Source organism: Microbacterium sp. SL62 (genome assembly GCF_026672635.1).
Classification (GTDB): Bacteria; Actinomycetota; Actinomycetes; order Actinomycetales; family Microbacteriaceae; genus Microbacterium; species Microbacterium testaceum_A.
Genome location: NZ_JAPPRM010000001.1, coordinates 2,221,985 through 2,247,837, shown reverse-complemented (window position 1 = coordinate 2,247,837; position 25,853 = coordinate 2,221,985). Strand labels below are relative to the sequence as shown.

Annotated in this window: 24 protein-coding genes; 14 read left to right on the top strand and 10 right to left on the bottom strand. The window is 69.7% G+C overall.

The features are described from left to right. The first annotated feature begins 17 nt into the window (after positions 1-17). From OVA26_RS10730 to OVA26_RS10720, 3 genes are read left to right on the top strand one after another with little or no spacing between them, the layout of a single operon-like run. The gene (locus tag OVA26_RS10730) at positions 18-308 is read left to right on the top strand and encodes a WXG100 family type VII secretion target (RefSeq protein WP_143017870.1); all 291 of its coding nucleotides are present in this window, start codon (positions 18-20) and stop codon (positions 306-308) included. Continuing rightward, on the top strand, positions 296-874 hold the full coding sequence (locus OVA26_RS10725; RefSeq protein WP_268104076.1) for a hypothetical protein: 579 nt from the start codon (positions 296-298) through the stop codon (positions 872-874). Before OVA26_RS10730 ends, OVA26_RS10725 begins: the two co-directional genes overlap by 13 nt. Before the next feature lie 22 nt (positions 875-896). Next, positions 897-1,406 (top strand): GNAT family N-acetyltransferase, encoded by a 510-nt coding sequence (locus OVA26_RS10720; protein WP_056232332.1) that lies wholly within the window; start codon positions 897-899, stop codon positions 1,404-1,406. A 42-nt stretch (positions 1,407-1,448) separates the two neighbouring features. Here OVA26_RS10720 and OVA26_RS10715 read toward each other — a convergent pair whose 3' ends face one another. Then, positions 1,449-3,500 carry a M3 family metallopeptidase gene (locus OVA26_RS10715; protein WP_268104075.1) on the bottom strand — a complete coding sequence of 684 codons (2,052 nt, stop codon included), beginning with the start codon at positions 3,498-3,500 and terminating at the stop codon, positions 1,449-1,451. 80 nt (positions 3,501-3,580) lie between these two features. On the opposite strand from OVA26_RS10715, the gene OVA26_RS10710 reads away from it, so the two are divergent. Together OVA26_RS10710 and OVA26_RS10705 are read left to right on the top strand one after the other, a co-directional pair. After that, positions 3,581-4,177, top strand: a complete 597-nt coding sequence (locus OVA26_RS10710) for a helix-turn-helix domain-containing protein (RefSeq protein WP_056231093.1) — start codon at positions 3,581-3,583, stop codon at positions 4,175-4,177. Continuing rightward, positions 4,174-4,386 (top strand): hypothetical protein, encoded by a 213-nt coding sequence (locus OVA26_RS10705; RefSeq protein ID WP_056231098.1) that lies wholly within the window; start codon positions 4,174-4,176, stop codon positions 4,384-4,386. The genes OVA26_RS10710 and OVA26_RS10705 overlap by 4 nt, the downstream gene beginning before the upstream one ends. A 145-nt stretch (positions 4,387-4,531) precedes the next feature. Here the strand turns inward: OVA26_RS10705 and OVA26_RS10700 are convergent, their stop codons facing one another. Together OVA26_RS10700 and valS are read right to left on the bottom strand one after the other, a co-directional pair. Next, on the bottom strand, positions 4,532-4,780 hold the full coding sequence (locus OVA26_RS10700) for a hypothetical protein (RefSeq protein ID WP_056231099.1): 249 nt from the start codon (positions 4,778-4,780) through the stop codon (positions 4,532-4,534). Continuing rightward, entirely contained in the window at positions 4,780-7,347 is a 2,568-nt protein-coding gene (gene valS / locus OVA26_RS10695) for a valine--tRNA ligase (protein WP_268104074.1), read from the bottom strand. The genes OVA26_RS10700 and valS overlap by 1 nt, the downstream gene beginning before the upstream one ends. 259 nt (positions 7,348-7,606) lie before the next feature. Here valS and OVA26_RS10690 point away from each other — a divergent pair, with 259 nt between their 5' ends. From OVA26_RS10690 to ndk, 8 genes are all read left to right on the top strand, one after another. Then, on the top strand, positions 7,607-9,220 hold the full coding sequence (locus OVA26_RS10690) for an ABC transporter substrate-binding protein (protein WP_268104073.1): 1,614 nt from the start codon (positions 7,607-7,609) through the stop codon (positions 9,218-9,220). A gap of 28 nt (positions 9,221-9,248) precedes the next feature. Continuing rightward, positions 9,249-10,226 (top strand): ABC transporter permease, encoded by a 978-nt coding sequence (locus tag OVA26_RS10685; protein ID WP_268104072.1) that lies wholly within the window; start codon positions 9,249-9,251, stop codon positions 10,224-10,226. Continuing rightward, complete coding sequence (locus tag OVA26_RS10680; RefSeq protein WP_268104071.1) at positions 10,223-11,038, top strand: ABC transporter permease; 816 nt, start codon at positions 10,223-10,225, stop codon at positions 11,036-11,038. Before OVA26_RS10685 ends, OVA26_RS10680 begins: the two co-directional genes overlap by 4 nt. Further along, entirely contained in the window at positions 11,035-12,582 is a 1,548-nt protein-coding gene (locus OVA26_RS10675; RefSeq protein ID WP_268104070.1) for a dipeptide ABC transporter ATP-binding protein, read from the top strand. The genes OVA26_RS10680 and OVA26_RS10675 overlap by 4 nt, the downstream gene beginning before the upstream one ends. Before the next feature lie 337 nt (positions 12,583-12,919). Continuing rightward, positions 12,920-16,315 carry an isoleucine--tRNA ligase gene (gene ileS, locus OVA26_RS10670; protein ID WP_268104069.1) on the top strand — a complete coding sequence of 1,132 codons (3,396 nt, stop codon included), beginning with the start codon at positions 12,920-12,922 and terminating at the stop codon, positions 16,313-16,315. Continuing rightward, on the top strand, positions 16,312-17,664 hold the full coding sequence (locus tag OVA26_RS10665; RefSeq protein WP_268104068.1) for a bifunctional folylpolyglutamate synthase/dihydrofolate synthase: 1,353 nt from the start codon (positions 16,312-16,314) through the stop codon (positions 17,662-17,664). The genes ileS and OVA26_RS10665 overlap by 4 nt, the downstream gene beginning before the upstream one ends. Continuing rightward, positions 17,652-18,074, top strand: a complete 423-nt coding sequence (locus OVA26_RS10660) for a DUF4233 domain-containing protein (protein WP_056231124.1) — start codon at positions 17,652-17,654, stop codon at positions 18,072-18,074. The genes OVA26_RS10665 and OVA26_RS10660 overlap by 13 nt, the downstream gene beginning before the upstream one ends. Positions 18,075-18,077: 3 nt before the next feature. After that, complete coding sequence (gene ndk, locus OVA26_RS10655; protein ID WP_013586434.1) at positions 18,078-18,494, top strand: nucleoside-diphosphate kinase; 417 nt, start codon at positions 18,078-18,080, stop codon at positions 18,492-18,494. 125 nt (positions 18,495-18,619) lie between these two features. Here ndk and OVA26_RS10650 read toward each other — a convergent pair whose 3' ends face one another. From OVA26_RS10650 to OVA26_RS10620, 7 genes are all read right to left on the bottom strand, one after another. Beyond that, a complete protein-coding gene (locus OVA26_RS10650; RefSeq protein WP_268104067.1) occupies positions 18,620-18,850 on the bottom strand; it encodes a PLDc N-terminal domain-containing protein in 231 nt (76 codons plus the stop codon). A gap of 38 nt (positions 18,851-18,888) precedes the next feature. Continuing rightward, positions 18,889-19,485 carry a vitamin K epoxide reductase family protein gene (locus OVA26_RS10645; protein WP_268104066.1) on the bottom strand — a complete coding sequence of 199 codons (597 nt, stop codon included), beginning with the start codon at positions 19,483-19,485 and terminating at the stop codon, positions 18,889-18,891. Between the two features lie 325 nt (positions 19,486-19,810). Then, positions 19,811-21,229, bottom strand: coding sequence for a hypothetical protein (locus OVA26_RS10640; RefSeq protein ID WP_156371748.1), 1,419 nt, complete (start codon positions 21,227-21,229; stop codon positions 19,811-19,813). 104 nt (positions 21,230-21,333) lie between these two features. Further along, on the bottom strand, positions 21,334-21,651 hold the full coding sequence (locus tag OVA26_RS10635; protein WP_056231133.1) for a hypothetical protein: 318 nt from the start codon (positions 21,649-21,651) through the stop codon (positions 21,334-21,336). Next, on the bottom strand, positions 21,648-22,097 hold the full coding sequence (locus OVA26_RS10630) for a hypothetical protein (protein ID WP_156371749.1): 450 nt from the start codon (positions 22,095-22,097) through the stop codon (positions 21,648-21,650). The genes OVA26_RS10635 and OVA26_RS10630 overlap by 4 nt, the downstream gene beginning before the upstream one ends. Continuing rightward, positions 22,094-22,393 carry a WXG100 family type VII secretion target gene (locus OVA26_RS10625; RefSeq protein WP_056231138.1) on the bottom strand — a complete coding sequence of 100 codons (300 nt, stop codon included), beginning with the start codon at positions 22,391-22,393 and terminating at the stop codon, positions 22,094-22,096. The genes OVA26_RS10630 and OVA26_RS10625 overlap by 4 nt, the downstream gene beginning before the upstream one ends. Beyond that, the gene (locus OVA26_RS10620) at positions 22,390-22,953 is read right to left on the bottom strand and encodes a YbaB/EbfC family nucleoid-associated protein (RefSeq protein ID WP_162234521.1); all 564 of its coding nucleotides are present in this window, start codon (positions 22,951-22,953) and stop codon (positions 22,390-22,392) included. The genes OVA26_RS10625 and OVA26_RS10620 overlap by 4 nt, the downstream gene beginning before the upstream one ends. A gap of 150 nt (positions 22,954-23,103) precedes the next feature. On the opposite strand from OVA26_RS10620, the gene OVA26_RS10615 reads away from it, so the two are divergent. Further along, a complete protein-coding gene (locus OVA26_RS10615) occupies positions 23,104-25,704 on the top strand; it encodes an Rne/Rng family ribonuclease (protein WP_268104065.1) in 2,601 nt (866 codons plus the stop codon). Positions 25,705-25,853: the final 149 nt, after the last annotated feature.

Genomic DNA, 25,853 nt, shown 5'->3' with positions numbered 1-25,853 from the left:
AGGGAGAGTCCTCGCTCATGACGTCTTTTTCGATCAAGCCCGATCGGCTCGTGGAGACGGCCTCGTCCATCGACGCCGCCGTTCAGCGCACCGCAGCCGAGACCGCGACGCTCGCCTCTGCACGCAACACCCTTCTCGGGGGGTGGCAGGGCGACGCGGCTGACGCGTACGCCGCCAAGCAGGGGGACTGGCTCTCGGAGATGACCCGCTTGGCCGATGTCGGCCGCGCCGCCGCCGACGCGGCCCGGACGGCGGCCCAGGCCTATCGCGAAGCCGATGACGCCGTGGGGAGGGCGTGGTCGCTGTGATCATGCGCGGATCCGGAGAAGACGCCCACATCGGTCCCGTCCGATGGAACGGATTGACGCGGGGCGGGGCGCGGATGCTCGTTCGTGAAGAGCCCTCCAGCGCGGTCCGCCGCGCCACGGATGCGCTCATCGCGGCGGGATTCTCCGACGGGGGCGACGCCTTCGCCACCGCGATCCGGGAGAGCGGGTCGGAGTGGACCGCCCATGACGTCCGCCTCGGCGACGTGGCGAAGTCGTGGAAGCGCGGAGTCGTCGAGTTCTTCGCGGAGGGAACGGGCTTGGAGTTCTTCCCCAAATTCTGGAGAGGGGCGACTCCGACGGTGGTTGTCGCCTGTGCGCGACAGATAGACGAGGGGACCGAGTTGCTCGTCTACCCCCACTATTCGGTACGCGGCGGCGCCGATCGCAATGACGCGGCGCCTCTCGTCCGTCAGGCGGTTCAGGGGCTCTCGGACGCGTACGGAGCCTCGGGGACACTCGTCTCCAGCGAGAAGCTGCTCTCCATCAAAAACGACGGTTCACCGGCGTCGCAAGCCGTCGTGCGCGAGGTGCTCGGCTGGCGCTGACGCGCACGGCAAGATGGAGAGCGTGCTCTCCGACCTCGATCTGCCCACGACGGTGACCGCCCGCATCTCAGAGGTGACCGTCCGCCGGGCGAAGCCGACCGACCTGCCCGCGTTGATGGCGCTCCTGGCAGATGACCCCGTCAGTGCGGCACGGGGCGATCGAGCCGATGCCTCGGACGAGGGAACGTACGCCACCGCATTGCGAAGCGTCCTCGAGGCGCCGTTGAACGATCTGATCGTCGTCGACGACGCGGCGGGGGAGGTGATCGGCACCCTGCAACTCACCGTCATCCCCGGCATGGCGCGTCAGGGGGCCACCCGGCTGCTCGTCGAGGCGGTCAGGGTGTCTTCGAGTGTGCGTTCCGGCGGGATCGGCAGCGCGGTGATGCGCTGGGTGATGCACGTCGCCGCACCCGCGACCGGCGCGGCCCTCGTGCAGCTGACCTCTGACGCTGCGCGCGTGGACGCTCACCGGTTCTACACGCGTCTCGGTTTCGCCGACTCGCACGTCGGCTTCAAGTACGCGGTCTGAGCCTGCGTGCCCGGACGCCGAGAGCGGCCGGGCACGTCGACCTCAGCCCGCGAGACCGCGGCGCTGCAGCAGCGGCTGGATCTCGGCATCCCGGCCCCGGAAATCCCGGTAGGCGGCGAGAGGGTCGCCGGAACCACCGACCCCCAGCAGCTTCTGGCGGAACCGGTCGCCGTTCTCGCGCGTGAGGCCGCCGTTCTCGCGGAACCACTCCACGGTGTCGGCGTCGAGTACCTCGCTCCAGATGTACGAGTAGTACCCGGCGCTGTAACCGCCCGAGAACACGTGGGCGAAGTACGTCGAGGCGTAGCGGGTGGGGATGGCGGGGTTGTCGAGCCCGATGTCCGCGAGGGTCGCCGCCTCGAAGGCCGCGACGTCGATGTCGGCCGACGCCTCCTCGACGGAGAGGCCGTGCCACGCCTGGTCGATCCATGATGCGGCGAGGTACTCGCTCGTCGCGAAGCCCTGATTGAACGCCTCGGAGGCGTGCAGACGCTCGACGACATCGGCCGGCAGCGGCTCGTCGGTGTCGATGTGCCGCGCGTAGTTGGTCAGGATCTCGGGCCACAGGATCCACATCTCGTTGACCTGGCTGGGGAACTCGACGAAGTCGCGGTAGACGGCCGTTCCGCCGAAGTGCGGGTAGGTCACGGTGGCGAACAGTCCGTGCAGGGCGTGTCCGAACTCGTGGAAGAGTGTGGTGACCTCGTCCAGCGTCAGCAGCGTCGGGGTGCCGGGGGCGGGCTTGTTCACGTTCAGGTTGTTGACCACGACGGGGGCGGTGCCGCGGAGGGCCGACTGCGTAACGATCGAGTTCATCCACGCGCCACCGCGTTTGCTGTCGCGCGTGTACAGGTCGAGCAGGAACAGCCCGAGCTCGCTGCCATCAGCGTTGTGCACCTCGAAGACGCGCACGTCGGGGTGATAGCCCTGAAGGTCGTGGCGTTCGGTCATGCGGATGCCGTAGAGCTTCTCGGCCGCGAAGAACACGCCGTCGCGCAGCACCCGCTCGGCCTCGAACCACGGACGCAGGGCCGCCCGATCGAGGTCGTACCGCTCGGCGCGGACTTTCTCGGTGTAGAACGCCCAGTCGTGGGCTTTGATCCGGATGCCATCGGCCTCGGCGATCTTCTGCAGAGCCTCTTGCTCGGCCCGGGCGTTGGCGGCAGCGGGGGTGGCGAGTCGGCGCAGCAGGTCGCGCGCGGCATCCGGAGACCCCGCCGTCTGATCGGCGAGGACGGCGGCGGCGTGCGAGGGGTAGCCGAGCACCGCGGCGCGCTCGGCGCGCAGACGCACGATCTCGCGGAGGACCCCGCGGTTGTCGTTGTCGTTGCCGCGCGTGGCGCGCGAGCGCGAGGCCTCGAGCAGACGGCGACGGCTCTTGCGGTTCGTCAGCGACGCGAGCAGAGGGTGACCGGTGTACAGCGTGAGGTTCACGATGTAGCGCCCGTCCAGGCCGCGACTCGTGGCCGCCTGCGCCGCCGCCGAGAGCTCACCGTCGCTCAGGCCGTCGAGCTCGTCGGCGGAGTCGAACACCACCGCGAGCTCGTTGGTGTCGGCGAGCAGGTTCTTCTCGAACGTGGTCGTCAGCACCGACAGACGCTGGTTGAGCTCGGTGAGCGTCCGCTTCTGGGCGTCGTCGAGACCGGCGCCGGCCAGCGACATCTCGCGGTGGTACCGCTCAACGAGGTAGCGGCTCTCGGCGTCGAGGTCGAGGTCGTCGAGCTGCGCGTGCACGGCGGCGATCCGGGCGAACAGACCTGCATCGAGCTGGATCGCGTCGCGGTGCGCCGACATGAGGGGAGCGAGTTCCTCTTCGACGGCCTGGATCGCCGGGGTGCCGTCGGCGGATGCCACGGTGTAGAAGGTGCGCGCGACCCGGTCGAGCAACTGCCCGCTGCGCTCCAGAGCGACGAGGGTGTTCTCGAACGTGGCCGCGTCGCTCTGCGCGGTGATCGCATCGACCTCCGCCCGCTGCGCGGCGAAACCGGCGCGGAACGCGGGGAGGTAGTGCTCGACGTCGATGCTGCCGTAGGGCGGCAGGTCGTAGGGGAGCGAGGGCGGCGCGAGGAGGGGATTGTTCACGGCATCCGTCATTCATCCAGCCTAGGCGCAGTCGTGGAGGGGGTGCAGAGAAGATGTTGCAAAGGAACCCGTGCAAAGGTATCTTTGCATTCATGGTCGACAGGTCGAAGCCCCGCGAAGAGCGTGTTCTGGATGCCGGGGCGCTCCGCGCCCTGGCGCACCCGCTGCGCGTGCGGCTCTACGACATCCTCAGCCAGTACGGCCCGCAGACCGCGAGCAGCCTCGCGGAGCTGACGGGGGAGTCCACCGGAGCGACGAGCTACCACCTGCGGGCGCTGGCCCGTCACGACCTCATCCGCGAAGTCGCCGATCGCGGAACCGCCCGCGAACGCTGGTGGGAGCGCCCGGCCGGCAGCGTCACGCTGACCAACCCCGAGCTCGAGCACACGCCGTCGGGACGCGCCGTGATGGAGGCCGTGCACTCCGAGACCCTGACGCTGCGTCACCAGCAGCTCATGCACTTCGCCACGCACGGCTGGGACGAGGACGAAGAGTGGCGCGACGCGTCGGTGATCTCGACCGCGACCGCGCGCCTGACCGCCGAGCAATCGCGGGATCTTGTGCAGCGCATCGGGGCGCTCATCGATGAGACCGTCCAGCGTTACCGCGATCAGGAGGGCGAGGGCGTCCGCCCCGTGACGATCCGCAACGACGTCTTCCCGCTGCCGACCGAGAGGGGCTCCGCATGACCGCCGTTACCCGCACCATCGCCCTGCCGGTGCGTCCCACCCGACTCGAGGCCGCGCTGCTCGCGCTGTCGCGAGCGATGGCCCTCGCCGCCGAAGAGCGGATGCGCCGTCGCGCGTGGGCCGTCGAGGCGGAGCCCGCGCGGAGAGCCGGACGTGCCGCGTCGCAGGCGATGTCGGCGGATGCCGCGCGGTACCTGCTGCCGCGGTGACGCCTCAGGCCCCGGGGCTTGTCGAGGCCCGCGACCGGTGGACCGCGGGTGGCTTCGACAGGCCCAACCACCTGAGAACCGCAACGCACAGAGCCCGCCGACGCGCGAAGGCGTCGACGGGCTCTGCGATCCCGAGCGGTGAGGCTCAGGCGAACTCGGCGTCGTCGTCGTAACGCACGACGACCTCGCCCGCGGCATCCTGGCTCACGATGACCCCGGTGTCGAGCTCGGCGACGGGGCGTCCCTCGAGGAAGGTCAGCGTCCACTTCGGAGCCGGAGCGCTGAGCCCATCGGGGTTCAGCGCGGCTTCGACGGCGGCGATCTGGGCGTGGAGCACCTCGGGAACAGCCTTCGGCGGCTGTTCGCGGGCGGTCCAGCGGGTTCCGAGTTGCATCAGGCCTCCTGGGGTGCGAACACGATGTCGGTCACGGTGGTGGAGTCGGCCTCGGCGAACGAGATCGTCTCGATGCGGCCCACGGCGCGCAGGTCGCCCTCGGCGAGGCGCAGGGCCTCGACGTGCGGCCCCGACACGGTGAGCGAGGTCACCGGCGTCTTCTGCGAGGCCTTCGCCTCGGTCTTGGCGCGACGGATGCCGATGAGTGCGGCGCTCACAGCGGTGAGCACGGCCGGGTCGCCCTCGATGCCGAGCGGCGCGGGCCAGGCCGCGGTGTGCACCGAACCCTCTTCGAACCACGACCACACCTCTTCGGACGCGAACGACAGCACGGGCGCGAACAGACGGACGAGCGTCGACAGAGCCGTGCGCAGGGCAAGGGCGGCCGAGGCCTGGCCCACGTCGGACTGGTCGTACGCGCGCTCCTTGACGAGCTCGAGGTAGTCGTCGCAGAACGTCCAGAAGAACGACTCCGTGATCTCGAGCGCCCGCGCGTGGTCGTAGGCCTCGAACGCCGCGGTCGCGTCGCGCACCACGGCATCCAGCGTCGCGAGCATCGACGCGTCGAGCGCGTGCGTCACCTCGGCGCCCTCGGGCACGGGGAACGACAGCACGAACTTCGCGGCGTTCAGGAGCTTGATCGCGAGACGGCGACCGATCTTCACCTGCGTCGGGTTCTGCGGGTCGAACGCCGCGTCGGTACCGAGACGGCTCGACGCCGACCAGTAGCGCACCGCGTCGGAACCGTGCTGCTGGAGGATGTCGGCGGGCGTGACGACGTTGCCCTTCGACTTCGACATCTTCTTGCGGTCGGGGTCGACGATGAAGCCCGAGATCGCGGCATCCGTCCAGGGGCTGCGGTCGTCTTCGAGGGCGCTGCGCAGCATGGTCGAGAAGAGCCACGTGCGGATGATGTCCTGACCCTGCGGGCGCAGGTCGAACGGGGCCACGAGGTTCCACAGCTCCTCGTCGCGCTGCCAGCCACCGGCCAGCTGCGGGGTGAGCGACGAGGTCGCCCACGTGTCGAGGATGTCGCGCTCGGCGTCGAAGCCGCCCGCCACGCCCCGCTGGTCTTCGGTGTAGCCCGGGGGCACGTCCACCGTCGGGTCGACCGGCAGCGACGCGACGTCGGGCGTCAACACGCGCGAATAGTCGCGCTCTCCGCTGTCGTCGAGCGCGTACCAGACCGGGATCGGCACGCCGAAGAAGCGCTGGCGCGACACGAGCCAGTCACCGGTGAGGCCGCTGGTCCAGTTCTCGAAGCGCACGCGCATGAAGTCCGGATGCCACGACATCTCGCGACCGAGCGAGATGAGGCGCTCTCGCAGCTCGGCATCCCGAGCCCCGTTGCGGATGTACCACTGGCGCGTCGACACGATCTCGAGCGGACGGTCTCCCTTCTCGAAGAACTTCACGGGGTGGGTGAAGGGCTTGGGGGCGCCCTCCATGGCGCCGGACTCCTGCAGGAGCTCGACGATGCGCTTCTTCGCGCTGAACACGGTCTTGCCCGCGAGCTCGTCGTAGGCCGCCTTCGCGGCATCCGTCACGATCACATCGGGGGCCTCGGCCACGATGCGGCCGTCCTTGCCGATGATGGTGCGGTTGGGCAGGTCGAGCTCGCGCCACCAGATGATGTCGGTCACGTCGCCGAAGGTGCAGATCATGGCGATGCCCGATCCCTTGTCCTTCTGCGCGAGGGGGTGCGCGAGCACGGGCACCTCGACGTCGAACAGGGGGGTGCGCACGGTCGTTCCGAAGAGCGGCTGGTACCGCTCGTCGTCGGGATTGGCCACCAGCGCCACGCAGGCCGGCAGCAGCTCGGGGCGGGTCGTTTCGATGAACACGTCGCCCGAGCCGTCGGCCTTCGCGAAGCCCACGCGGTGGTAGGCGGCGGGCTGGTCGCGGTCTTCGAGCTCGGCCTGGGCGATCGCGGAGCGGAAGTCCACGTCCCACAGCGTCGGCGCCATCGACTGGTACGCCTCACCGCGCTCGACGTTGCGCAGGAACGCCAGCTGGCTCGTGCGGATCGAGTCGTCGGAGATCGTGCGGTAGGTCTGGGTCCAGTCGACGCTGAGGCCCAGCTCGCGGAAGAGGTCTTCGAACTGCTTCTCGTCTTCGACGGTCAGCTGCTCGCACAGCTCGATGAAGTTGCGGCGGCTGATGGGCACCTGGTCGGCGGCCTTGCTGCTCTTGTTGTCGCCGCCCGCGAACGGCGGGGTGAAGTCGGCGTCGTAGGGGAGCGAGGGGTCGCAGCGCACGCCGTAGTAGTTCTGCACGCGGCGCTCGGTCGGCAGGCCGTTGTCGTCCCAGCCCATGGGGTAGAACACGGTCTTGCCGCGCATGCGCTCGAAGCGCACCTTCACGTCGGTGTGCGTGAACGAGAACACGTGGCCGATGTGGAGGCTTCCGGATGCCGTCGGCGGTGGGGTGTCGACGGAGTACACGCCCTGGCGGCCGAGCTCGGCTGCGCGCAGGCGGTCGAAGACGTACGTGCCGCGTTCACGCCACGCGGCGTCCCACTTCTGCTCGAGGCCTTCCAGGGCGGGCTTGTCGGGAATGGTGGCCATGGGGGTACTCCTCGAGCGATATGGGCGGCACTGTGTGAGCGTGCCTGATGGGTTCTGCGTCCACGATACCGGGGGTCTCGCGTGAGCGCGCGTCGTGGCGCGCTCTTCGAGGTCCATGGGGGTGAGACGTCTCAACCGGCTTCGGCGTGGGCCTGCACCCGTTCGCTCTCAGCACGCGCCCGACCGCCGACTTTCCGCACCCGGTCCAGGAACCCCGGTAAGCTGAAAGCCTTCCCACCAGAGATTCCGAGGTTTCTCCATGCCTTCTTCGCTTTCGCGCCGCGTGCTGTCGGCTGTCGCCGTCGCGGCCGTCGCCGCCCTCTCGCTCTCCTCCTGCGCCGGGTCGGACCCTGCCGCGCAGGGCGACGGCGAGGTCGTCTGGGCGATCGAGGGAGCGAACCTCTCGGCCGGGCACATGGATCCGCAGACCAGCCAGCTCGACGTGTCGGCGATGGTGCAGCGCGCTGTGCTCGACTCGCTCGTGTTCCAGGAGGCCGACGGCACGTTCTCGCCGTGGCTCGCCGAGTCGTGGGACGTCGAGGACGGCGGCGCGAGCTACCTCTTCCGTCTGCGCACCGACGTGACCTTCCACGACGGCACGCCCTTCGACGCGGCCGCGGTCAAGGCGAACTTCGACCGCATCGTGAACCCCGACACCGCGTCGGCGCAGGCCGCCAGCATGCTCGGCGGCGAGCTGTATGCCGGCACCGACGTGGTCGACGAGCACACCGTGCGCGTGCGCTTCACGCAGCCCTACGCTCCGTTCCTGCAGGCCGCCAGCACCGCGCTTCTCGGCTTCTACTCGCCGAAGGTGCTCGAGACCAAGGCCGACCAGCTGAAGGCCGGCGGCCCCGACGTGACCGTCGGCACCGGCCCGTTCGAGCTGACCGAGTACACGCCCGACCAGGACATCGTGTACACCCGCAACGACGACTACACCTGGGGTCCCGACGGCGGCGGTAAGCCGAGCTTCAAGACGCTGCGCGTCGACATCCTGCCCGAGGCGTCGGTGCGCGTGGGCGCGCTGTCGAGCGGCCAGGCCGACGTGGTCACCAACCTGCCGCCGAACCTCGTCGAGCAGGTTCCCGCTGACGACACCGTGAAGTCGATCGCTTACCCGGGACTGCCGTACTCGCTGTTCCTCAACGAGAAGTACGGCGTGTTCGCCGACCAGAAGGTGCGTCAGGCCTTCACGCGCGCGATCGACGTCGACGCCGCGGTGAACGAGATCTTCTTCGGTCAGTACCCCCGCGCTTGGAGCGTCCTCGGCGCGACGACCCCCGGCTACGACGCGAGCCTCGAGAACTCGTGGCCCTTCGACCAGGCTCAGGCCAACGCCCTCCTCGACGAGGCCGGCTGGACGGGACGGGATGCCGACGGCATCCGGACCAAGAACGGTCAGCGTCTCACCGCGCGCTGGATCGCGTGGACTCCGGTTCCCGACGACCGCGCCGCGCTCGCCAACGCCGTGCAGAGCGACCTGAAGGCCGTGGGCTTCGACCTGCAGCGCGAGGTGCTCGAGCCGGGCGCCTACAACGAGCAGTACGGACCGAAGACCTACGACGTCACGGACTGGGGCTTCTCGGGCGTCGACGCCGATCTGCTGCGCAGCCACCTCGCCACCGACGGGTTCCAGAACGCCTCGCAGGTGAGCGACCCCGCGCTCGACGCGCTGCTCGAGCAGGGCGCCTCGACGACCGACCCCGCCGCGCGCAACGCGATCTACGCCCAGGTGCAGCAGTGGAACGCCCAGCAGGCGGCAATCGTGCCGCTCTACAGCCCGGCCCTCATCAGCGCCGTGACCCCGAAGGTCTCGGGCCTGACGTTCGACCTGTACGGCCGCCCGCTGTTCGCGACCGCCTCGGTCGGCTGAGCCGCCGGGTATCGGACAGACTGATCGGATGCCACGTTCTCGCTCGCGCGCCCTGCTGAGGCGCCTCGGCGGGATCGTGGCATCCGTCTTCCTGGTGCTGTGGGGAGCGGCGACGCTGGCGTTCGTGGCGTTCCGGATCATCCCGGGCGACCCGGTCGACGTGCTGCTCGGACCGCAGGCGCAGGTGAGCGAGGCGGTCAAGGCGGGCATCCGCAGCGACCTGGGGCTCGACCGGCCCGTGCTCGAGCAGTACGCGACGTTCCTCGGCCGACTCGTGCGCGGCGACCTCGGCGAGTCGTATCAGCTGCGTCAGCCGGTCGTCGAGGTCATCGGGCGCCAGCTCGCCCCGACCCTGCAGCTCTCGGCGCTCGCGCTGGTCATCGCCGTCGTGCTGGCCCTCGCCTCGTCGCTGCTCGTGCGCGGGCGGACCGGTCGGGCCGTGGCATCCGGAATCGAACTCGTCCTGCTCTCATCGCCGGTGTTCTGGACGGGGCTGCTGCTGTTGAGCGTGTTCTCGTTCCAGCTGGGGTGGTTCCCGGTATCGGGGGCGCGGGATGCCGCCGCCATTGTGCTGCCCGCGGTGACCCTCGCTCTGCCGGTCGCGGCGCTGCTGTCGCAGGTGCTGCGCGACGGGGTCGAGGCGGCCGAGCGCGAGCCGTTCCTCACCACCGTGCGCGCCCGCGGCGCGACGCCCCTTCGCGAGAGCGTGCACCACACGCTGCGCCACGCGAGCGTCGGGGGAGTGACGCTCGCCGCCTACCTCGTCGGGTCGTTGCTCGGCGGTGCGGTGCTTGTCGAAACCGTGTTCGCCCGCCCCGGCATCGGGCGCGTGACGCTGACCGCGATCACGGACCGCGATCTGCCGGTGATCACCGGCGTGATCCTCCTGAGCGCGCTCGTCTTCGTCGTGGTGAACACCGTGGTCGACCTCGTGGTGCCCCTGATCGACCCGCGGCTGCGGATCGCAGCCCCGGCGCTGGCCGCTCGAGCGGCGGTGCCCTCGTGAAGCGCCGCGGCCAGGCCGTGGCGCTCGGGATCGCCGGTGCCGTGCTCGCCGTCATCGCCGTGGGCGCGGTCGCCCCGGGGCTGCTCGCCACGCACGACCCGCTGCTGACCGACGTGCGCGCGACCCTGCAGCCGCCGAGCGCGGCGCACTGGTTCGGCACCGATCAGAGCGGCCGCGACGTGTACTCCCGCGTGGTCTACGGCGCCGGGCGGTCGGTCGGCATCGGCCTGCTCGCCACCGGACTCGCCCTGGTCGTCGGGGTGATCGCCGGTTCGCTGTCGGCCGTCGCGCCCAGATGGGCGGATGCCGCGGCCATGCGCATCGTCGACGTGCTGCTGGCGTTTCCCGAGTTCCTGGTCGCCCTACTGGTCGTCGCGGTACTCGGCCCCGGCCCGGTCAACGTCGCGTTCGCGGTGACCATCGCCGCGGTACCCGTGTACATCCGCCTCGCGCGGGCACAGACCCGAACCCTTGCCGCCGCCGAGCACGTGGAGGCAGCGCGAATCATCGGGGTGCCGACCGTGGTGGTGCACGTTCGGCACGTTCTCCCCGGCGTGCTGGGCGCGGTGAGCGTGCTGGCCACGATCGGCATCGGCACCTCGATCCTCGCGGCGGCCGGGCTCAGCTTCCTCGGCCTCGGCCCGACCGAGCCCACCGCCGAATGGGGCCTCATGCTCTCGGCCGGACGCAACCTGCTGCTGCAGGCGCCGTGGGTCGCCGTGTTCCCCGGGCTCGCGATCACCGCGACGGTCGTGAGCGTCAGCGTGATCGGCCGCATCCTGCGGGCTCGAGCCGAGGAGCGCGACGCATGAGCGGATTGCGGCTGCGCGGCCTGCGCATCGACGGCCCGACCGGTGCGATCGTGCGCGGACTCGACCTCGACGTCGCCCCGGGCGAATGCGTGGCGATCGTGGGGGAGTCGGGCACCGGCAAGTCGGTCAGCGCCCGTGCCCTGCTCGGGCTCGTGCCCGCGGGCCTCACGGCGCGCACCGACGAGCTCGAGATCGACGGCGTCGACGCTCGCTCGTTCGGTGAGCGGCAGTGGCGCGGGCTGCGCGGCGACCGGATCGCCCTGGTCTCCCAGGACGCCCTCGTCTCGCTCGACCCGCTGCGACGCATCGGCGCCGAAGTGGCCGAGCCCGTGCGCATCCACGAGCCCGAGGTGCGCGGAGCGGCGCTCGCCGCGCGCGTGCGCGACAGCCTCGAGCGCGTCTCGCTACCGGAGCCCGACGCGCGAGCGCGGCAGTACCCGCACGAGCTGTCCGGCGGTCTGCGGCAGCGCGCTCTGATCGCCTCGGCGCTGGCCGCGAACCCCGCCGTACTGGTCGCCGACGAGCCCACCACCGCGCTGGATGCCACCGTGCAGGCCCGCGTGCTCGATCTGCTGCGCCGCATCGCCGATGACGGTGTGGCCGTGGTCCTCATCAGCCACGACCTCGGCGCGGTCGCGCGTGTGGCGGATCGCGTCGTCGTGATGCACGAGGGACGCGTCGTCGAGACCGGGCCGACCGCCGAGGTGCTGGCGTCGCCACGTGATCCCCACACGCGCGCGCTCGTCGAGGCGGTCTCGCACGAGCCGCTCCGCCGGGCACCGCGCACCGACGCCCCGATCTTCACCGCCGACGCGCTGATCAAACGTTTCGGCGACCGGGCCGCTGTCGACGACGTGTCGATCGAGGTGCGCCGCGGTCGGACCCTCGCGGTCGTGGGGGAGTCGGGGTCGGGCAAGACCACCCTCGCGCGCCTGATCGTCGGAGTGGCGGACCCCGATGCCGGGACCATGACGTTCGCGGGACGACCCTGGTCGTCCGGGGTCGCCCGCGGCGCCGCCCGCACCCGCGTGCAGCTCGTGCAGCAGAACCCGTGGGGCGCCCTCGACCCCCGCTGGACGGTGGGCCGCACGCTCACCGAGGCCGTAGCCGCCGGAGGAGTTCCGCGCTCCGAGCGTCGCACTGCCGTCGCCGCCCTGCTCGAAGAGGTGGGCCTTTCGCCCGCGTTCGTCCGGCGCCGACCCGCGCAGCTGTCGGGGGGACAGCGCCAGCGCGTCGCGATCGCCCGCGCCCTCGCCGTGACGCCGGAGCTTCTCGTGCTCGACGAGCCGGTGTCGGCGCTCGACGCGTCGGTGCGCGCGCGGATCCTCGACCGCCTGCGCGCCCTGCAGGCCGAACGCGACCTCGCGATGGTGTTCGTCACGCACGACCTCGACGTGGTCGCCGGTATCGCCGATGACGTGATCGTGATGAAGGACGGGCGCGTCGTCGACTCGGGCACCGTGTCGTGCGTGTTCGCCGCCCCGCGGCATCCGTTCACGCGGGAACTGCTGGCCGCGGCCGGTCTGGGCGCGCCCGGCGCGTGAGCCGGGGGTCGTGTCTGGCCTCTGCCTGCGCCGAGTGTCCACGACACCCGGACGAGTCCGCCCCTGCGTCCGTGTTTCTCGGACGCTCGACGGCCGCGCACACCCCGCTGCGCGCCGCGCGCGGCTCGCGTAGACTGGACGTACACGCACCGATCCGGCCATCACCGGGGAGCACGCGGAAGAAACGGGTCCAGGCCCGGAGTAGAACCGCGCGGGGCAGGCCCGTCACAGCCGCAGTGAGAGTGGCACCGGTCCCGAACGGGGGCGGCGCAAGGCGGGGTGGTACCGCGGTCCGCACGGATCGTCCCCGCAGGTGGATCCCAACCTGCGGAGAGACATGACCTACCCACGCCCCTCATCCTTCGGCCCGGCTGCCGACGCGGCATTCGTCGTTCCGAGCCCCCGCTTCCCGTCTGTCGAGAATGACACGCTCGACTTCTGGGCGCACGACGACACCTTCCGCGCCTCGATCGCGAACCGCGAGGGCGCCGAGGAGTGGGTCTTCTACGACGGCCCGCCCTTCGCCAACGGCCTTCCGCACTATGGGCACCTTCTCACCGGGTACGCGAAGGACGTCTTCCCGCGCTTCCAGACGATGCGCGGCAAGAAGGTCGACCGCGTCTTCGGGTGGGACACGCACGGCCTGCCCGCCGAGCTCGAGGCGATGAAGCAGCTCGGCATCACCGAGAAGGACGAGATCGAGGCGATGGGCGTGGCGACCTTCAACGCCAAGGCCCGCGAGTCGGTGCTCGAGTACACGCGCGACTGGCAGGACTACGTCACGCGTCAGGCCCGCTGGGTCGACTTCGAGCGCGGCTACAAGACGCTGGACACGACCTACATGGAGAGCGTGCTGTGGGCGTTCAAGACGCTCCACGACAAGGGCCTCGCCTACGAGGGCTACCGCGTGCTGCCGTACTGCTGGCGCGACGAGACGCCCCTGTCCACGCACGAACTGCGCATGGACGACGACGTCTACAAGATGCGTCAGGACCCCTCGGTCACCGTGACCTTCCCGCTGGTCGGGGCCAAGGCCGAGGCGCTGGGTCTCACCGGCGTCCGCGCGCTCGCGTGGACGACGACGCCGTGGACGCTCCCGACGAACCTCGCGCTGGCCGTGGGTCCCGGCATCCGCTATGCCGTGATCGAGGGCGGACCGAACGGCGCCGCCGACGTGCACCGCGCTCCCGACGGCACGCCCGACGAGGCCTTCGAGGCTGTCGCCCACCGCTACCTGCTGGCCGAGGACCTGCTGCCCGGATACGCCAAAGACCTCGGGTACGAGAGCGCGGATGCCGCCCGCGAGGCCGTCCAGTCCACGATCCTGGGCTCCGAGCTCGAGGGCGTGTCGTACGACCGCCTCTTCGACTACTACGCCGACGCCTCCGTCTGGGGCACGCAGGACGCCTGGAAGATCCTCGTCGACGACTACGTCACCGTCAGCGACGGCACGGGCATCGTGCACCAGGCTCCCGCCTACGGTGAGGACGACAAGCGCCTGGCGGATGCCGCGGGCCTGCCGACGATCATCTCGCTCGACGACAGCGGCCGCTTCCTCTCCGCGGTCACCGACGTCGCCGGCGAGCTGTGGATGGAGGCCAACCGCCCCCTCATCCGCCTGCTCAAGCAGGACGGCCGACTGCTGCGCGAAGCCTCGTACGAGCACTCGTACCCGCACTGCTGGCGCTGCCGGAACCCCCTCATCTACAAGGCCGTGTCGAGCTGGTTCGTGCGCGTGACCGATATCAAGGACGACCTGCTGGCGAACAACCAGCAGATCACCTGGGTGCCTGAGAACGTCAAGGAGGGCCAGTTCGGCAAGTGGCTCGAGGGCGCGCGCGACTGGTCGATCAGCCGCAACCGCTACTGGGGTTCGCCGATCCCGGTGTGGAAGAGCGACAACCCCGACTACCCGCGCGTCGACGTGTACGGCTCGCTCGCCGACATGGAGGCCGACTTCGGCCGCCTGCCGGTGAACGCCGACGGCGAGGTCGACCTGCACCGTCCCTACATCGACGACCTCACACGTCCGAACCCCGACGACCCGACCGGCGCGTCGACGATGCGTCGCATCGAAGACGTGCTCGACGTGTGGTTCGACTCCGGATCGATGCCGTTCGCGCAGGTGCACTACCCGTTCGAGAACCACGAGTGGTTCGACGAGCACGCCCCCGCCGACTTCATCGTCGAGTACATCGGGCAGACCCGCGGCTGGTTCTATGTGATGCACGTGCTCTCGACCGCGCTGTTCGACCGCCCGGCCTTCACCGGGGTCTCGTGCCACGGCATCGTCCTCGGCAACGACGGACAGAAGATGTCGAAGTCGCTGCGCAACTACCCCGACGTGCGCGAGGTGTTCGATCGCGACGGCTCGGATGCCATGCGCTGGTTCCTCATGTCGAGTTCGGTGCTGCGCGGCGGCAACCTCGTCGTGACCGAGGAGGGCATCCGTTCGGGCGTGCGCGAGTTCCTGCTGCCGCTGTGGAACGCGTGGTACTTCTTCGCGACCTACGCGAATGCCTCGGGCGCAGGCGGGTACGAAGCCGAGTGGCGCACCGACTCCACCGACGTGCTCGACCGCTACATCCTGGCGCTCACCGGCGACCTCGTGACGAACGTCGCGGCCGACCTCGAGGGGCTTGACTCCACAACGGCGGCCGAGCGTCTGCGCGACTTCGCCGAGGTGCTGACCAACTGGTACATCCGCCGCTCCCGCGACCGCTTCTGGGTGGGCGTCACCGACGACCCGCGCAGCCGCGAGGCCTTCGACACGCTCTACACCGTGCTCGAGACGCTGACCCGCGTCGCGGCCCCCCTGCTGCCGCTGGTCACCGAGCGCGTGTGGCAGGGCCTGACAGGCGGGCGCAGCGTCCACCTGACCGACTGGCCCGACGCCGCGGCGTTTCCCGCCGCCGAAGACATCCGCACCGCGATGGACACCGTGCGCGAGGTCTCGAGCGTCGCCAACGCGCTGCGCAAGCGCGAGGGCAAGCGCGTGCGCCTGCCGCTGCCGCGTCTGACGGTGGTGACTCCGGATGCCGCGGGCCTGGCCCAGTTCGAGGACCTCGTGCGCGAGGAACTCAACGTCAAGGACGTGAAGCTCGTGGAGCTGAACCTGCAGTCGTTCGACGAGTTCGGTCTCGCGCAGCGCCTCGTGGTGAATGCTCGTGCCGCGGGACCGCGTTTGGGCAAGCGCGTGCAGCAGGTCATCCAGGCCGCGAAGGCGGGCAACTGGGCGGAGACCGACCGCGGCATCGTCGTCCAGATGCCGGACGGCGAAGTCGTCCTCGGCCCCACCGAGGGCACCCTCGAGACCGATGCCTCGCGCCTCGCGGAGGGAGAAGCGGTGGCCCTCCTGAACGCCGCCGACGGCTTCCTCCTCCTCGACACCGTCACCACCCCCGAGCTCGAGGCCGAGGGCCTGGCGCGCGACATGATCCGCGGCATCCAGGACACCCGCAAGGCCGCCGGCTTCGACGTGAGCGACCGGATCGCCCTCACCCTCACGTTCGACGACGCCGGGGACGCGGCCGCCGTGGCCCAGGCGTTCGATGTCGCGGGAGTGGCATCCGAAACCCTCGCCGAAGGCGTCGTGCTGGCCAGCCGTACCGAACGGCTCATCGAGCGCGGGGACGTGGGCGAGCCCGAGTTCGAGAACGTCCTCACCGCCAAGACCTACGCGAACGTCGGCGCCGTCACGGTGGCCGTCGCCCGGATCGGAGCCCCCGCATGAGCGATCGCACCAGGGCGGATGCCGTCTACGCGGCGCTGCTCGAACGACAGGGCGAGCAGTGGGTGCAGCCGCGCGTCGAGCGCACGCGCCGCGTGCTCGAGCTGCTCGCCGACCCGCAGCGCACGTACCGCGTCATCCACGTGACCGGCACGAACGGCAAGACGTCGACCAGCCGCATGATCGAGAGTCTGCTGCGCGCGATGGGCCTTCGCACGGGCCTGTTCACCAGCCCCCACCTCGAGCGCTTCACCGAGCGGATCCTCATCGACGGAGAGCCCGTGGCCGACGCCGCGATCGCCGACGCGTGGGACGAGATCCAGCCGTTCGTCGGCATGGTCGACGGCGAGCTCGAGGCCGCCGGAGACGCCCCGCTGACGTTCTTCGAGCTGCTCACGGTGCTCGCGTTCGTCGTCGCGGCCGACGCGCCGATCGACGTACTCGTGCTCGAGGTCGGCATGGGCGGGGAGTGGGACTCCACCAACACCGCCGACGGCGACGTCGCGGTGTTCGCACCCATCGACATCGACCATGTCGACCGTCTGGGTTCGACGATCGCCGAGATCGCGACGGTGAAGGCCGGCATCATCAAGCCGGGCGCCGCCGTCGTCTCGGCCGCCCAGCCCGACGAGGCCCTGCGCGCGATCCGCGCTCGCGCCGAGAAAGAGGGAGCGACGGTCGCGGTGGCCCCGGACGGCTTCGCCCTCGAGGGCCAGACCCTCGCCGTCGGCGGGCAGCAGCTCGACATCCGCGGAGTCGCGGGCACGTACCGCGAGGTCTACCTGCCGATGTACGGCGCGCACCAGGGTTCCAACGCGGCCCTGGCCGTCGCGGCGGTCGAGTCGCTCATCGGCGGCGGCACCCAGCCCCTCGCCGCCGACGTCGTGGCCGACGGCCTCGGCAACGCGACTTCTCCCGGCCGCCTGCAGCTCGTCGGCACCGCGCCGACGGTGTTCGTCGATGCGGCGCACAACCCGCACGGCGCGCGGGCCCTGGTCGCCGCCCTCGACGAGTCGTTCGACATCGACGAGTGGGGCGCGGTGGTCGGCATCCTCGACGGGAAGGACGCTGTCGGCATCATGTCGGCGCTCGTGCCCGCCGTGGCCCGGGTGTTCGCGACGGCGCCCGACAGCGACCGCGCGACCGACCCCGACGTGATCGCCGACGTGGCCGAGGCCGCCGACCTTCCCGTGACGGTGCACCCGACCCTTGAAGACGCCGCCGACGCGGCGCGCGCGTGGGCCGCGGAGTCCGACCGCCGTGCGGTGGTCATCGCCGGATCCGTCGTCCTCGCCGGTGAGGCCCTGCGCTTGTCGGAGCTCGAGGACTGGAAGTCGGGGTGGCAGGCGTGAGCCCGCGCGAACCCCGTGCTCCCCGCGTTCGTCGTCAGCGCGGTGCGCAGGAGTCGCTCGGTGCCGTCGTCCTCGGCTTCGAGTCGATCATCGTGTTCCTCGGCGGTCTCGTCGTCTACGGCCTCAAGGTGCTCCCCGCGGGCATCGAGCCGTGGTGGGGGATCGTCGGCGGTGTCGTCATGGCGATCGCGATGGTGGCGGTGTCGGGATCGCTCCGGCACCGGTGGGCGTTGTTCGCCGGGTGGGCTCTGCAGGTGATCCTGCTGCTCGGCGGTCTGCTCGTTCCGGCCCTCGCCGTGGTCGCCGTCATTTTCGGTGGCATGTGGGCGTATGCGACGATCAAGGGAGCGGCGCTCGATCGGCAGAACGCACGACGCGCCGCTTCCCCCGACCTCTCGAACGGAGAATGACCCATGGCTACCGAAGAGACCCTCGTCCTGGTCAAGCCCGACGGCGTCGCCCGCGGCCTGACCGGCGCCATCCTGGCCCGTATCGAGGCTAAGGGCTACGCCCTCGTCGACATCCGCCTCGTCGAGCCCGACCGCGAGACCCTCGCCCAGCACTACGCCGAGCACGAGGGAAAGCCGTTCTACGAGCCGCTGCTCGAGTTCATGATGTCGGGCCCCTCCGTCGCGATCCGCCTCGCCGGCAACCGCGTCATCGAGGGCTTCCGCTCGCTCGCGGGCACGACCGATCCCACCACCGCCGCCCCCGGCACGATCCGCGGCGACTTCGGCCGCGACTGGGGCCTCAAGGTGCAGCAGAACCTCGTCCACGGATCCGACAGCGTCGAGTCCGCTGAGCGCGAGCTCGCGATCTGGTTCGCCTGATCCTGGATGCCATGAAGGCCGCCGCCCCGTGAGGGTGGCGGCCTTCGTCGTTCGAGGGCGAGGTGGCTGAGCACCGCGAGGTCGCCGAGCCGGTCAGAGCAACGGGCCCCCGCGGGGCAGGTCCGTCAGGAGCGCGAGACGCGTGCCCGGCGTCCCGCCGCCAACCATGACACCGGTCCGAGTACGGGGACCACCGAGATCACCAGCGCCCACATGAGCACGACCGTCGACGGGAGGTGTCTCGCGCGCCGGGAAAGGCTCCCGATGGCCGACACGGCAAAACCGAATGCCACGAGCGCGACCGCCGACCAGACGAGGTCGTACGGGGCGGGCATCAGTGGGTTCACGGCATCCATCCCTCGACGCGAGGACACGAGGGGCCGCGCCCACCAGGTCAGAGCTGGGCGAGAACGTTCAGCCGCACCTGCGCGATCACTACGACCACCGCGAACGCCACGATCGTCATGAGCGGCACCCATGCCATGAGCCGGTCGGCGATCTCGCGGACCCGCTCTCGAGGGATCACGCCCTCGCGCAGCACGTGCAGCGTCACGACGAAGAACGACGGGATCACGACAGACCACGTCACCATGCACCAGGGGCACAGCGTCGACAGGACGAAGAGGCTCTGCGAGATGAGCCAGATGACGAAGGTCAGCGCGAAGGCGAAGCCGACCCAGAACAGCGCCCAGAACCACCGCGCGAACCGCGCGCCGGCCAGCAGCGCCATTCCGACGACGATCGGCGCGATCCACGCGGCGAGTCCGATGATCGGGTTGGGGAAGCCGAACACGCTGCCCTGTGACGACTGCAGATTCGTCGAGCACTGGACCAGCACGCTGAAGTCACAGGATGCCGCGCTGCCCGGGTTCTCGAGCTGGTGGAAGCGCTCCATGGTGAGGGAGAACGCCGCCCACCAGCCCACGACCCCCGCGAAGATCAGCCAGATCGCGACCACGACCGGACGGCGGGGGGTGACGGTTTCACTCATGCCGCGATTCTCTCACCGACGCCCTATGGGGTCGCTTTGAAGGCGGTCGCTCCACCTTGGTTCGTCTGACGATGGACTCGCGCCGTCGCGGGGCCGGCAGGCGATGTCGCGTCCGAGCGCAGCAACGGTCCAGGAGCGCTCGCTCGTGAGTGCGGTGAACGATGTGGTCTACGACCTGCGCCGAGAGGCCGGCTTACGTGGTCACCGTTGCGCCGACTCCGATCTCCTCACGCCTTCGTCTTCGGAGGGTGCACACGTGGGCGTGTCCGCTTCGCCCATGCCGCGACTCTCTCACCTGGCCGCCACAGGGGCACTTCGGGCAGGTTCACTCATGTGTCGTGAAGACACTGTGGTCGACGACCTCACCCGTGAACAGGTCGAGACTGGGAGGAGGCCCGCCGTGCTCCGCGGCATATTGGGCCTCCCACGCCGTCACGGAGTTCGTGTACGCCTTGTTGTTGTGGGCGTCGATCGGGTTCAAGGGCCCGGGCATGAGCACCCGGTTCACGTTGGGCGGCGTTTCGTCGAACGTGTTCCCGTCGAGGTTAGGCACAACGTCTGTGAGGTGCTGGAAGGCATAAACGGGAATGTGCTCGGGGATGTCGAAGGAGTCGATGGGCGACCCGTTCGTCACGACACCGACGGTGTTGTAGGGGAACGTGCGATCAGAAGCGAGGTTGGCGGCCATGATCCCTCCCTGGCTGAATCCCGTAAGGACCACGTCGCTTCCCGGAGGGATACCTGCGTCGCGCATCGCCTCGAGAACGGCCCGCTCGTAGGCCGTCCGCAATGCCGGGTTGTCCATCATCAACGCGACATTGGAGTCGCGATCGTTGAGTGCGCCCTCATCCGGACCAAGTTGCCAGTCCTGCGTGGAGGGCAGCGAGACGACCCAGCGTTCCACCCCGTCGGGCCCCACAACCTTCTTGATATCAACGACCGTCTGGTCGGCGCCACCCATCGTGTCCGTCGTACCGTTCACCGAAACCAGGTCGGCTAGAGAAGAAATTCGCGTGACTTCCTGCGACCTTTCCCATGCCTCGAGTCGGTCTCCGGTCAGTGTCGCGGGGTCGAGCTCTTCGACGTCCGTCGAGTTCTGCAGGAAGTTCTGGGCCGCCCCGCCGAGAACAAGACCGACAGCGCTGCCCAAGTAACCGAACGGTGCCCCGGAAAGAGACGCCATCGAGGGGAGCATCTGCGAAATGACCTGCCTGAGCGCGTCGAGTCCCTCGGCGATGATGGGCAAGAGCTTCTGAAGAAGTGACCCGAGGGCTGCGAGAGCCTCGAGAAGGTCGGTGACGAGACGGCCGGTCGCTTCGATGAGGTCGTACGCACTACGCGCGAAATCCTCGACGCGTTCGGCGACCTCGAACGGGTTCAGGGTGAACGAAAAGAGTTCGTCAGCGAAGCGCGCGAGTTGCACGAGAGCGTCGCAGACAAACGACCGAGTGGCCTCGACGATCCGAGACGCGAGGCGGAGCGCAGCTGCCGTCGCGGCCGTCCATTCGGCGGCGTCGAGGGCGACCTGGTGGAGGTCCTCGTGGCGCTCCCGCAGCGCCCTCACCGTCCGTCCATCAAGTTCACCGAGTGAAGATCGTGCGTGCTGGACGGTTTCGGGAATGCTCACCAGCGATCGCGAGGCGTCTTCCCATGCCGCGGCTACAGCAGCCGTCGCAGAGGGGTTCCCCACCAACTCGTCGAACCATTCGCGCAGAGGTTGCACGTACTGGAGGACGACGCCCACGACTCCTGGAATCTGAGCGCAGGCATCTCCGCCCGGGCCGCTGGTCGGGAGGCCTCTCGTCCAATTGCCACTGGCGAGTTCCGAACTGACAGCGGATGCCGCGGTCATCCGTCGCTCCGGGCGAAAGCGTCCACCGCGTCCTGCTCCACTGTGGAGAAGACCATCGAGGCGTTGTCCACCCCGTCGGCAACTCGATCTGCCAGATCCTGCGCCGACGTCAGCAGTTCCCGCGCTCGAGCGGCGACCATGTTCGCAAGGGGCACGACGAAGCCTCTGTTCAGAAGACCGAAAGCGTCCTCGGGTAGATCCGCTCGCACGTCGTGCCCCGCCGAGTTGAAGGCACGGGATGCATCACGAGCCAGCGCGGCCTGCTTCTTCAGGACGCCACCGTCGACCTCGATGTGTTGATTCGCTGCGGTCATCGTCCCGCCTCCTCGGAAATCGTCCTGGCCTCGTCCATGGTGATGCTGCTGCCGTCGTAATTGGGCGCTGCGCCCAGACTGGTCAGGGCCGACTTCACGTCGATCCTCTTTTTGTCGCTGTCTCGGAAGGCCAGATCGACATACTTCATGTTCAGAACGCGCCCGTCGAGTGCAACACTGATCACGTCGCGCACGAACTCCGGTGATGCCTTCGTCTCCTCGGCGGCCGGGAGGTCGACGGTTCCGCCGATCGTCAGCGTCTCGGTGAACCCGTCCAGGCTGACGTCGGCGTAGGCATTGGATATCCCGAGATTGGCCGCTTCCAGTGCGGCGGGGATGTCGGTCTTGTACGAATCGTCGTGAGACGGCAGTTGGCTGCACCCGGCCGCAACGCTTGCGACCAATGCCAGGCCGACGATCGCAGCGATCCGCCCCCGACGTATCACGCTGTCAGCCCCAACCCGCGTGCCCCGGCGAGGTCGGCATCGCTGTATGCGGTCGCGAGGTCGTCCAATGCGCCGCACATTTTCGTCAGCAATGCGGTGCGGCTGGCCAGGCTCACCCCGAACCGCCCCTGGGCCAACGCGTAGGCCTGTTGGGCATCCCCGCTCCACTGCGTGCTGAGCATCGCCGCTTCGCGCGTCAACGCCTCGATGAGCGCATCGATCTGGGCACCAGCGGCCTTGACGTTCTGTGCGGTGCTTGCGAGTCGAGCTGGCGTCACCTCCAGGTGATCGATCATGCGTTGCCCCTCCCGTTCGTCGGCCCGGCGTACTCCTCGTCGACACGTCGCCGCGTTGACTCGACGAGCGGGGAATCGGCGCCGAGGCTCTCCGACATCCGTCGGACGGCGGCGTCCGCCGCATCCCGCTGCGCCTCGCGAACCGTCTCCGTGATGATGCGCGAGAGCGTCGCCGCATCGAGGTCCATCGCGCTCGACGAGACATCGATGCGATCGACCCGTCCGCCCGCAGCAGCCGATACACGCACTTCGCGCCCTAGGGAGCTACGCGTTGCGGTCACCGTCCGCACGTCATCGCCCATCCGAGCAGCATCGTGCGACAGTGCTCTCGCTTTCGCCGTCTGGGCTTGCACACGTGCGCGTGCCTGCTCCAAGGCGGTGAGTGAGTCGTCGGACAAGGTCATGGTGGCCCCCTTCGCCAGAGCTTCGACCGTATCGGGCCCCCGCTTGGTGCGGGAAGTCTCTGTGGATAAGTGCAGGTGACCGCGCCGTCGTGGGCGTTCTCGGCGGTTCGTGCGATAATGAAGGCTGATGTGACCGCGGCCGCGCCGCAGGAACATCACCCAGAAGACTTCGGGCGATGACCGCCCTTCGCAGCACGAGCCGCAGGCCGGCTGCAGACCGAGTGAGTTCGCGGCCCCGCCGGGTGCGGCGCTGCATGAGATTTCGTCGGACGACGCGCGGTGTCGTCCGCCAGGGAGTACCCCGACATGGCCGATGTGACAGACGAACAGAACCCCACCGACGAGACCTCGATCTCTCCGGACACCGCTAGCTCCGACGTCACCCCCGCGGTCGACGAAGAAGAGGCGGCGGTCCAGGATGCCGAAGACGCGGCCGCCGACGACACCGAGGCGCCCGCGGTGCTCGACGTGGAGGACATCCCCGCCGCCACGGACGACCCGTCCGAGGTGGACGCGTCGGAGCTGTCCCCACCGGCCGCGGACAAGGTCGAGTCGATCGCGGAGGCCGAGGTGCCGGCATCCGGTTCCGTTTCGGATGAGTCCGCGTCCGCCGAGGCGGCGACGGAGCAGCCCGAGGTCAATCCCGCCGAGCCCGAGACCCCCGCCGAGCCCGAGACTCCGGCTCAGCTCAAGACCCCCGCGGAGCCCGAGAAGCCCGCCCGTCCGACCGCCGTGTCGCTCGGCCTGCTCCCCGAGAACTTCGTGTCCGCCGTCTCGACGGCCCTGCACTTCTACGCGCCCGCGCTTCCGCCCGTCGTGATCCGCGATGACTTCGATGACCGCGACGACGAGGGCCCCAGCGAGCGCGTCTCGGCGAACGCCCGCCGTCGCAACCGCCGCCGCGGGGGACCGAACGACAACCGTGACGATGCCCCCGAGGCTCCCGCCGCGCCCCCCGTTCGTCAGCGCGCGGTCGAGGTCATCACCGAGCCGCAGCGGATCAAGGGTTCCACGCGCCTCGAGGCGAAGAAGCAGCGTCGCCGCGACGGTCGCGAGGCCGGGCGCCGTCGCCCCGTCGTCACCGAGGCCGAGTTCCTCGCCCGCCGCGAGGCCGTCGACCGCGTCATGGTGGTGCGTTCCAAGGCCGGTCGCATCCAGATCGCGGTGCTCGAAGACAACGTGCTCGTCGAGCACTACGTCGCCCGCAACCAGGACGCCTCGCTCATCGGCAATGTCTACCTCGGCCGCGTGCAGAACGTGCTGCCCAGCATGGAGGCCGCGTTCGTCGACATCGGTCGCGGCCGCAACGCCGTGCTGTACTCCGGCGAGGTCGACTGGGACGGCGTGGAGACCAACAACCAGCCGCGTCGCATCGAGCTCGCCCTCAAGTCGGGCGACCGCGTTCTCGTGCAGGTCACGAAGGACCCCGTGGGCCACAAGGGCGCGCGTCTGACGAGCCAGATCTCGCTCCCCGGCCGCTACCTGGTCTACGTGCCCAATGGCACGATGAACGGCATCTCGCGCAAGCTCCCCGACACCGAGCGAGCGCGCCTGAAGAAGATCCTCAAGGAGGTGCTCCCCGAGTCGTCGGGCGTGATCGTGCGCACGGCCGCCGAGGGCGCCACCGAAGAGCAGCTGACCCTCGACGTGCAGCGCCTCACCTCGCAGTGGGAGCACGTCTCGAGCCAGGTCAAGACGATCCAGGCGCCTGCCCTGCTGCACTCCGAGCCCGACCTGCTGGTCAAGATCGTGCGCGACGTCTTCAACGAGGACTTCACCCGCATGCTCATCCAGGGCGACGAGGCGCTGCAGACGATCTCGTCGTACCTGCAGGGTGTCGCCCCCGACCTGCTCGAGCGGGTCGAGAAGTACGAGGGCGAGCAGGACCCGTTCGACGCGTTCCGCGTGACCGAGCAGATCGAGAAGGCGCTCGACCGCAAGGTCTGGCTGCCCTCGGGCGGCTCGCTCGTGATCGACCGCACCGAGGCCATGACGGTCGTCGACGTCAACACCGGCAAGTTCGTCGGCTCGGGCGGAAACCTCGAAGAGACCGTCACCAAGAACAACCTCGAAGCGGCCGAAGAGATCGTGCGCCAGCTGCGCCTGCGCGACATCGGCGGCATCATCGTCGTTGACTTCATCGACATGGTGCTCGAGTCCAACCGCGACCTCGTGCTGCGCCGCCTCATCGAGTGCCTGAGCCGCGACCGCACGAAGCACCAGGTCGCCGAGGTGACCTCGCTGGGGCTCGTGCAGATGACCCGCAAGAAGCTCGGTCTCGGCCTGCTCGAAACCTTCAGCGAGGCGTGCGAGGTCTGCGCCGGTCGCGGCGTCATCGTGCACCACGACCCGGTCGTCAAGCACCGTCCCGCGGGTTCGTCGAGCAACGGTGGCGGCAACGCGAACGGCGGATCGTCGAACCGTCGCGGACGCGGCGGCAACGGCGGCTCGAACGGCAACGCGTCGACCGGTGGCGGCAACGGCGTTAGCGCCGCGCAGGGCAACGGCGGGGCGAACGGCAACGGGGGAGCGGCGGCGCAGGTCGGCGGCACCCACGTCATCACCGAGGGCGTCAAGTCCGCTCTCGCGCAGATCGCCGCGTCGACCGTCAAGCCCACCATCGACGACCCGGCCCTCGTCGAGGCGGCGGTCGTGGCATCGGTCGAGGCCGTCCTCGAGGCGAAGACCGAGTCGGCGTCCGAGGCGCCCGCCCCGGCTCGCGAGAAGCGCCCCCGCAAGAAGCGCGAGCCCAAGGCGCCCCGCACCGAGAAGGACGCCCTGCTCGAGTCGGTCCTCGAGGCTCTGCCCGAGCCCAAGGCGCCCGGCCAGGGACGCTCGCGTCGTCGCGTCACCACCGCGGCCCTCACCGGCACCCCGGTGAACGCTCAGCCTTCGTCGGAGGCCTGAGCCCCGCTCATCCCGCGTGAGGGGTCGCTTTCCGTCGCCGAGCATCGCTCCCGGCGACGGAGATCGGCCCCTCACGCGTCTATGCGGACGGGGACGGATGCCGCGGACTCGCTCCCGTCGTCAGGGACGGGGCCCGTGGAGCCGGACGC

What these genes read in the sequence shown, in the direction of transcription:
- OVA26_RS10635 (WP_056231133.1), bottom strand. Translation starts at nt 21,651, where the DNA reads ATGACCGCAGCGAATCAACACATCGAGGTCGACGGTGGCGTCCTGAAG.
- OVA26_RS10625 (WP_056231138.1), bottom strand. Translation starts at nt 22,393, where the DNA reads ATGATCGATCACCTGGAGGTGACGCCAGCTCGACTCGCAAGCACCGCA.
- OVA26_RS10710 (WP_056231093.1), top strand. Translation starts at nt 3,581, where the DNA reads ATGGTCGACAGGTCGAAGCCCCGCGAAGAGCGTGTTCTGGATGCCGGG.
- ndk (WP_013586434.1), top strand. Translation starts at nt 18,078, where the DNA reads ATGGCTACCGAAGAGACCCTCGTCCTGGTCAAGCCCGACGGCGTCGCC.
- valS (WP_268104074.1), bottom strand. Translation starts at nt 7,347, where the DNA reads ATGGCCACCATTCCCGACAAGCCCGCCCTGGAAGGCCTCGAGCAGAAG.
- OVA26_RS10715 (WP_268104075.1), bottom strand. Translation starts at nt 3,500, where the DNA reads ATGACGGATGCCGTGAACAATCCCCTCCTCGCGCCGCCCTCGCTCCCC.
- OVA26_RS10620 (WP_162234521.1), bottom strand. Translation starts at nt 22,953, where the DNA reads ATGTTCCTGCGGCGCGGCCGCGGTCACATCAGCCTTCATTATCGCACG.
- OVA26_RS10730 (WP_143017870.1), top strand. Translation starts at nt 18, where the DNA reads ATGACGTCTTTTTCGATCAAGCCCGATCGGCTCGTGGAGACGGCCTCG.
- OVA26_RS10675 (WP_268104070.1), top strand. Translation starts at nt 11,035, where the DNA reads ATGAGCGGATTGCGGCTGCGCGGCCTGCGCATCGACGGCCCGACCGGT.
- OVA26_RS10665 (WP_268104068.1), top strand. Translation starts at nt 16,312, where the DNA reads ATGAGCGATCGCACCAGGGCGGATGCCGTCTACGCGGCGCTGCTCGAA.
- OVA26_RS10700 (WP_056231099.1), bottom strand. Translation starts at nt 4,780, where the DNA reads ATGCAACTCGGAACCCGCTGGACCGCCCGCGAACAGCCGCCGAAGGCT.
- OVA26_RS10690 (WP_268104073.1), top strand. Translation starts at nt 7,607, where the DNA reads ATGCCTTCTTCGCTTTCGCGCCGCGTGCTGTCGGCTGTCGCCGTCGCG.
- ileS (WP_268104069.1), top strand. Translation starts at nt 12,920, where the DNA reads ATGACCTACCCACGCCCCTCATCCTTCGGCCCGGCTGCCGACGCGGCA.
- OVA26_RS10705 (WP_056231098.1), top strand. Translation starts at nt 4,174, where the DNA reads ATGACCGCCGTTACCCGCACCATCGCCCTGCCGGTGCGTCCCACCCGA.
- OVA26_RS10650 (WP_268104067.1), bottom strand. Translation starts at nt 18,850, where the DNA reads ATGGATGCCGTGAACCCACTGATGCCCGCCCCGTACGACCTCGTCTGG.
- OVA26_RS10615 (WP_268104065.1), top strand. Translation starts at nt 23,104, where the DNA reads ATGGCCGATGTGACAGACGAACAGAACCCCACCGACGAGACCTCGATC.
- OVA26_RS10645 (WP_268104066.1), bottom strand. Translation starts at nt 19,485, where the DNA reads ATGAGTGAAACCGTCACCCCCCGCCGTCCGGTCGTGGTCGCGATCTGG.
- OVA26_RS10685 (WP_268104072.1), top strand. Translation starts at nt 9,249, where the DNA reads ATGCCACGTTCTCGCTCGCGCGCCCTGCTGAGGCGCCTCGGCGGGATC.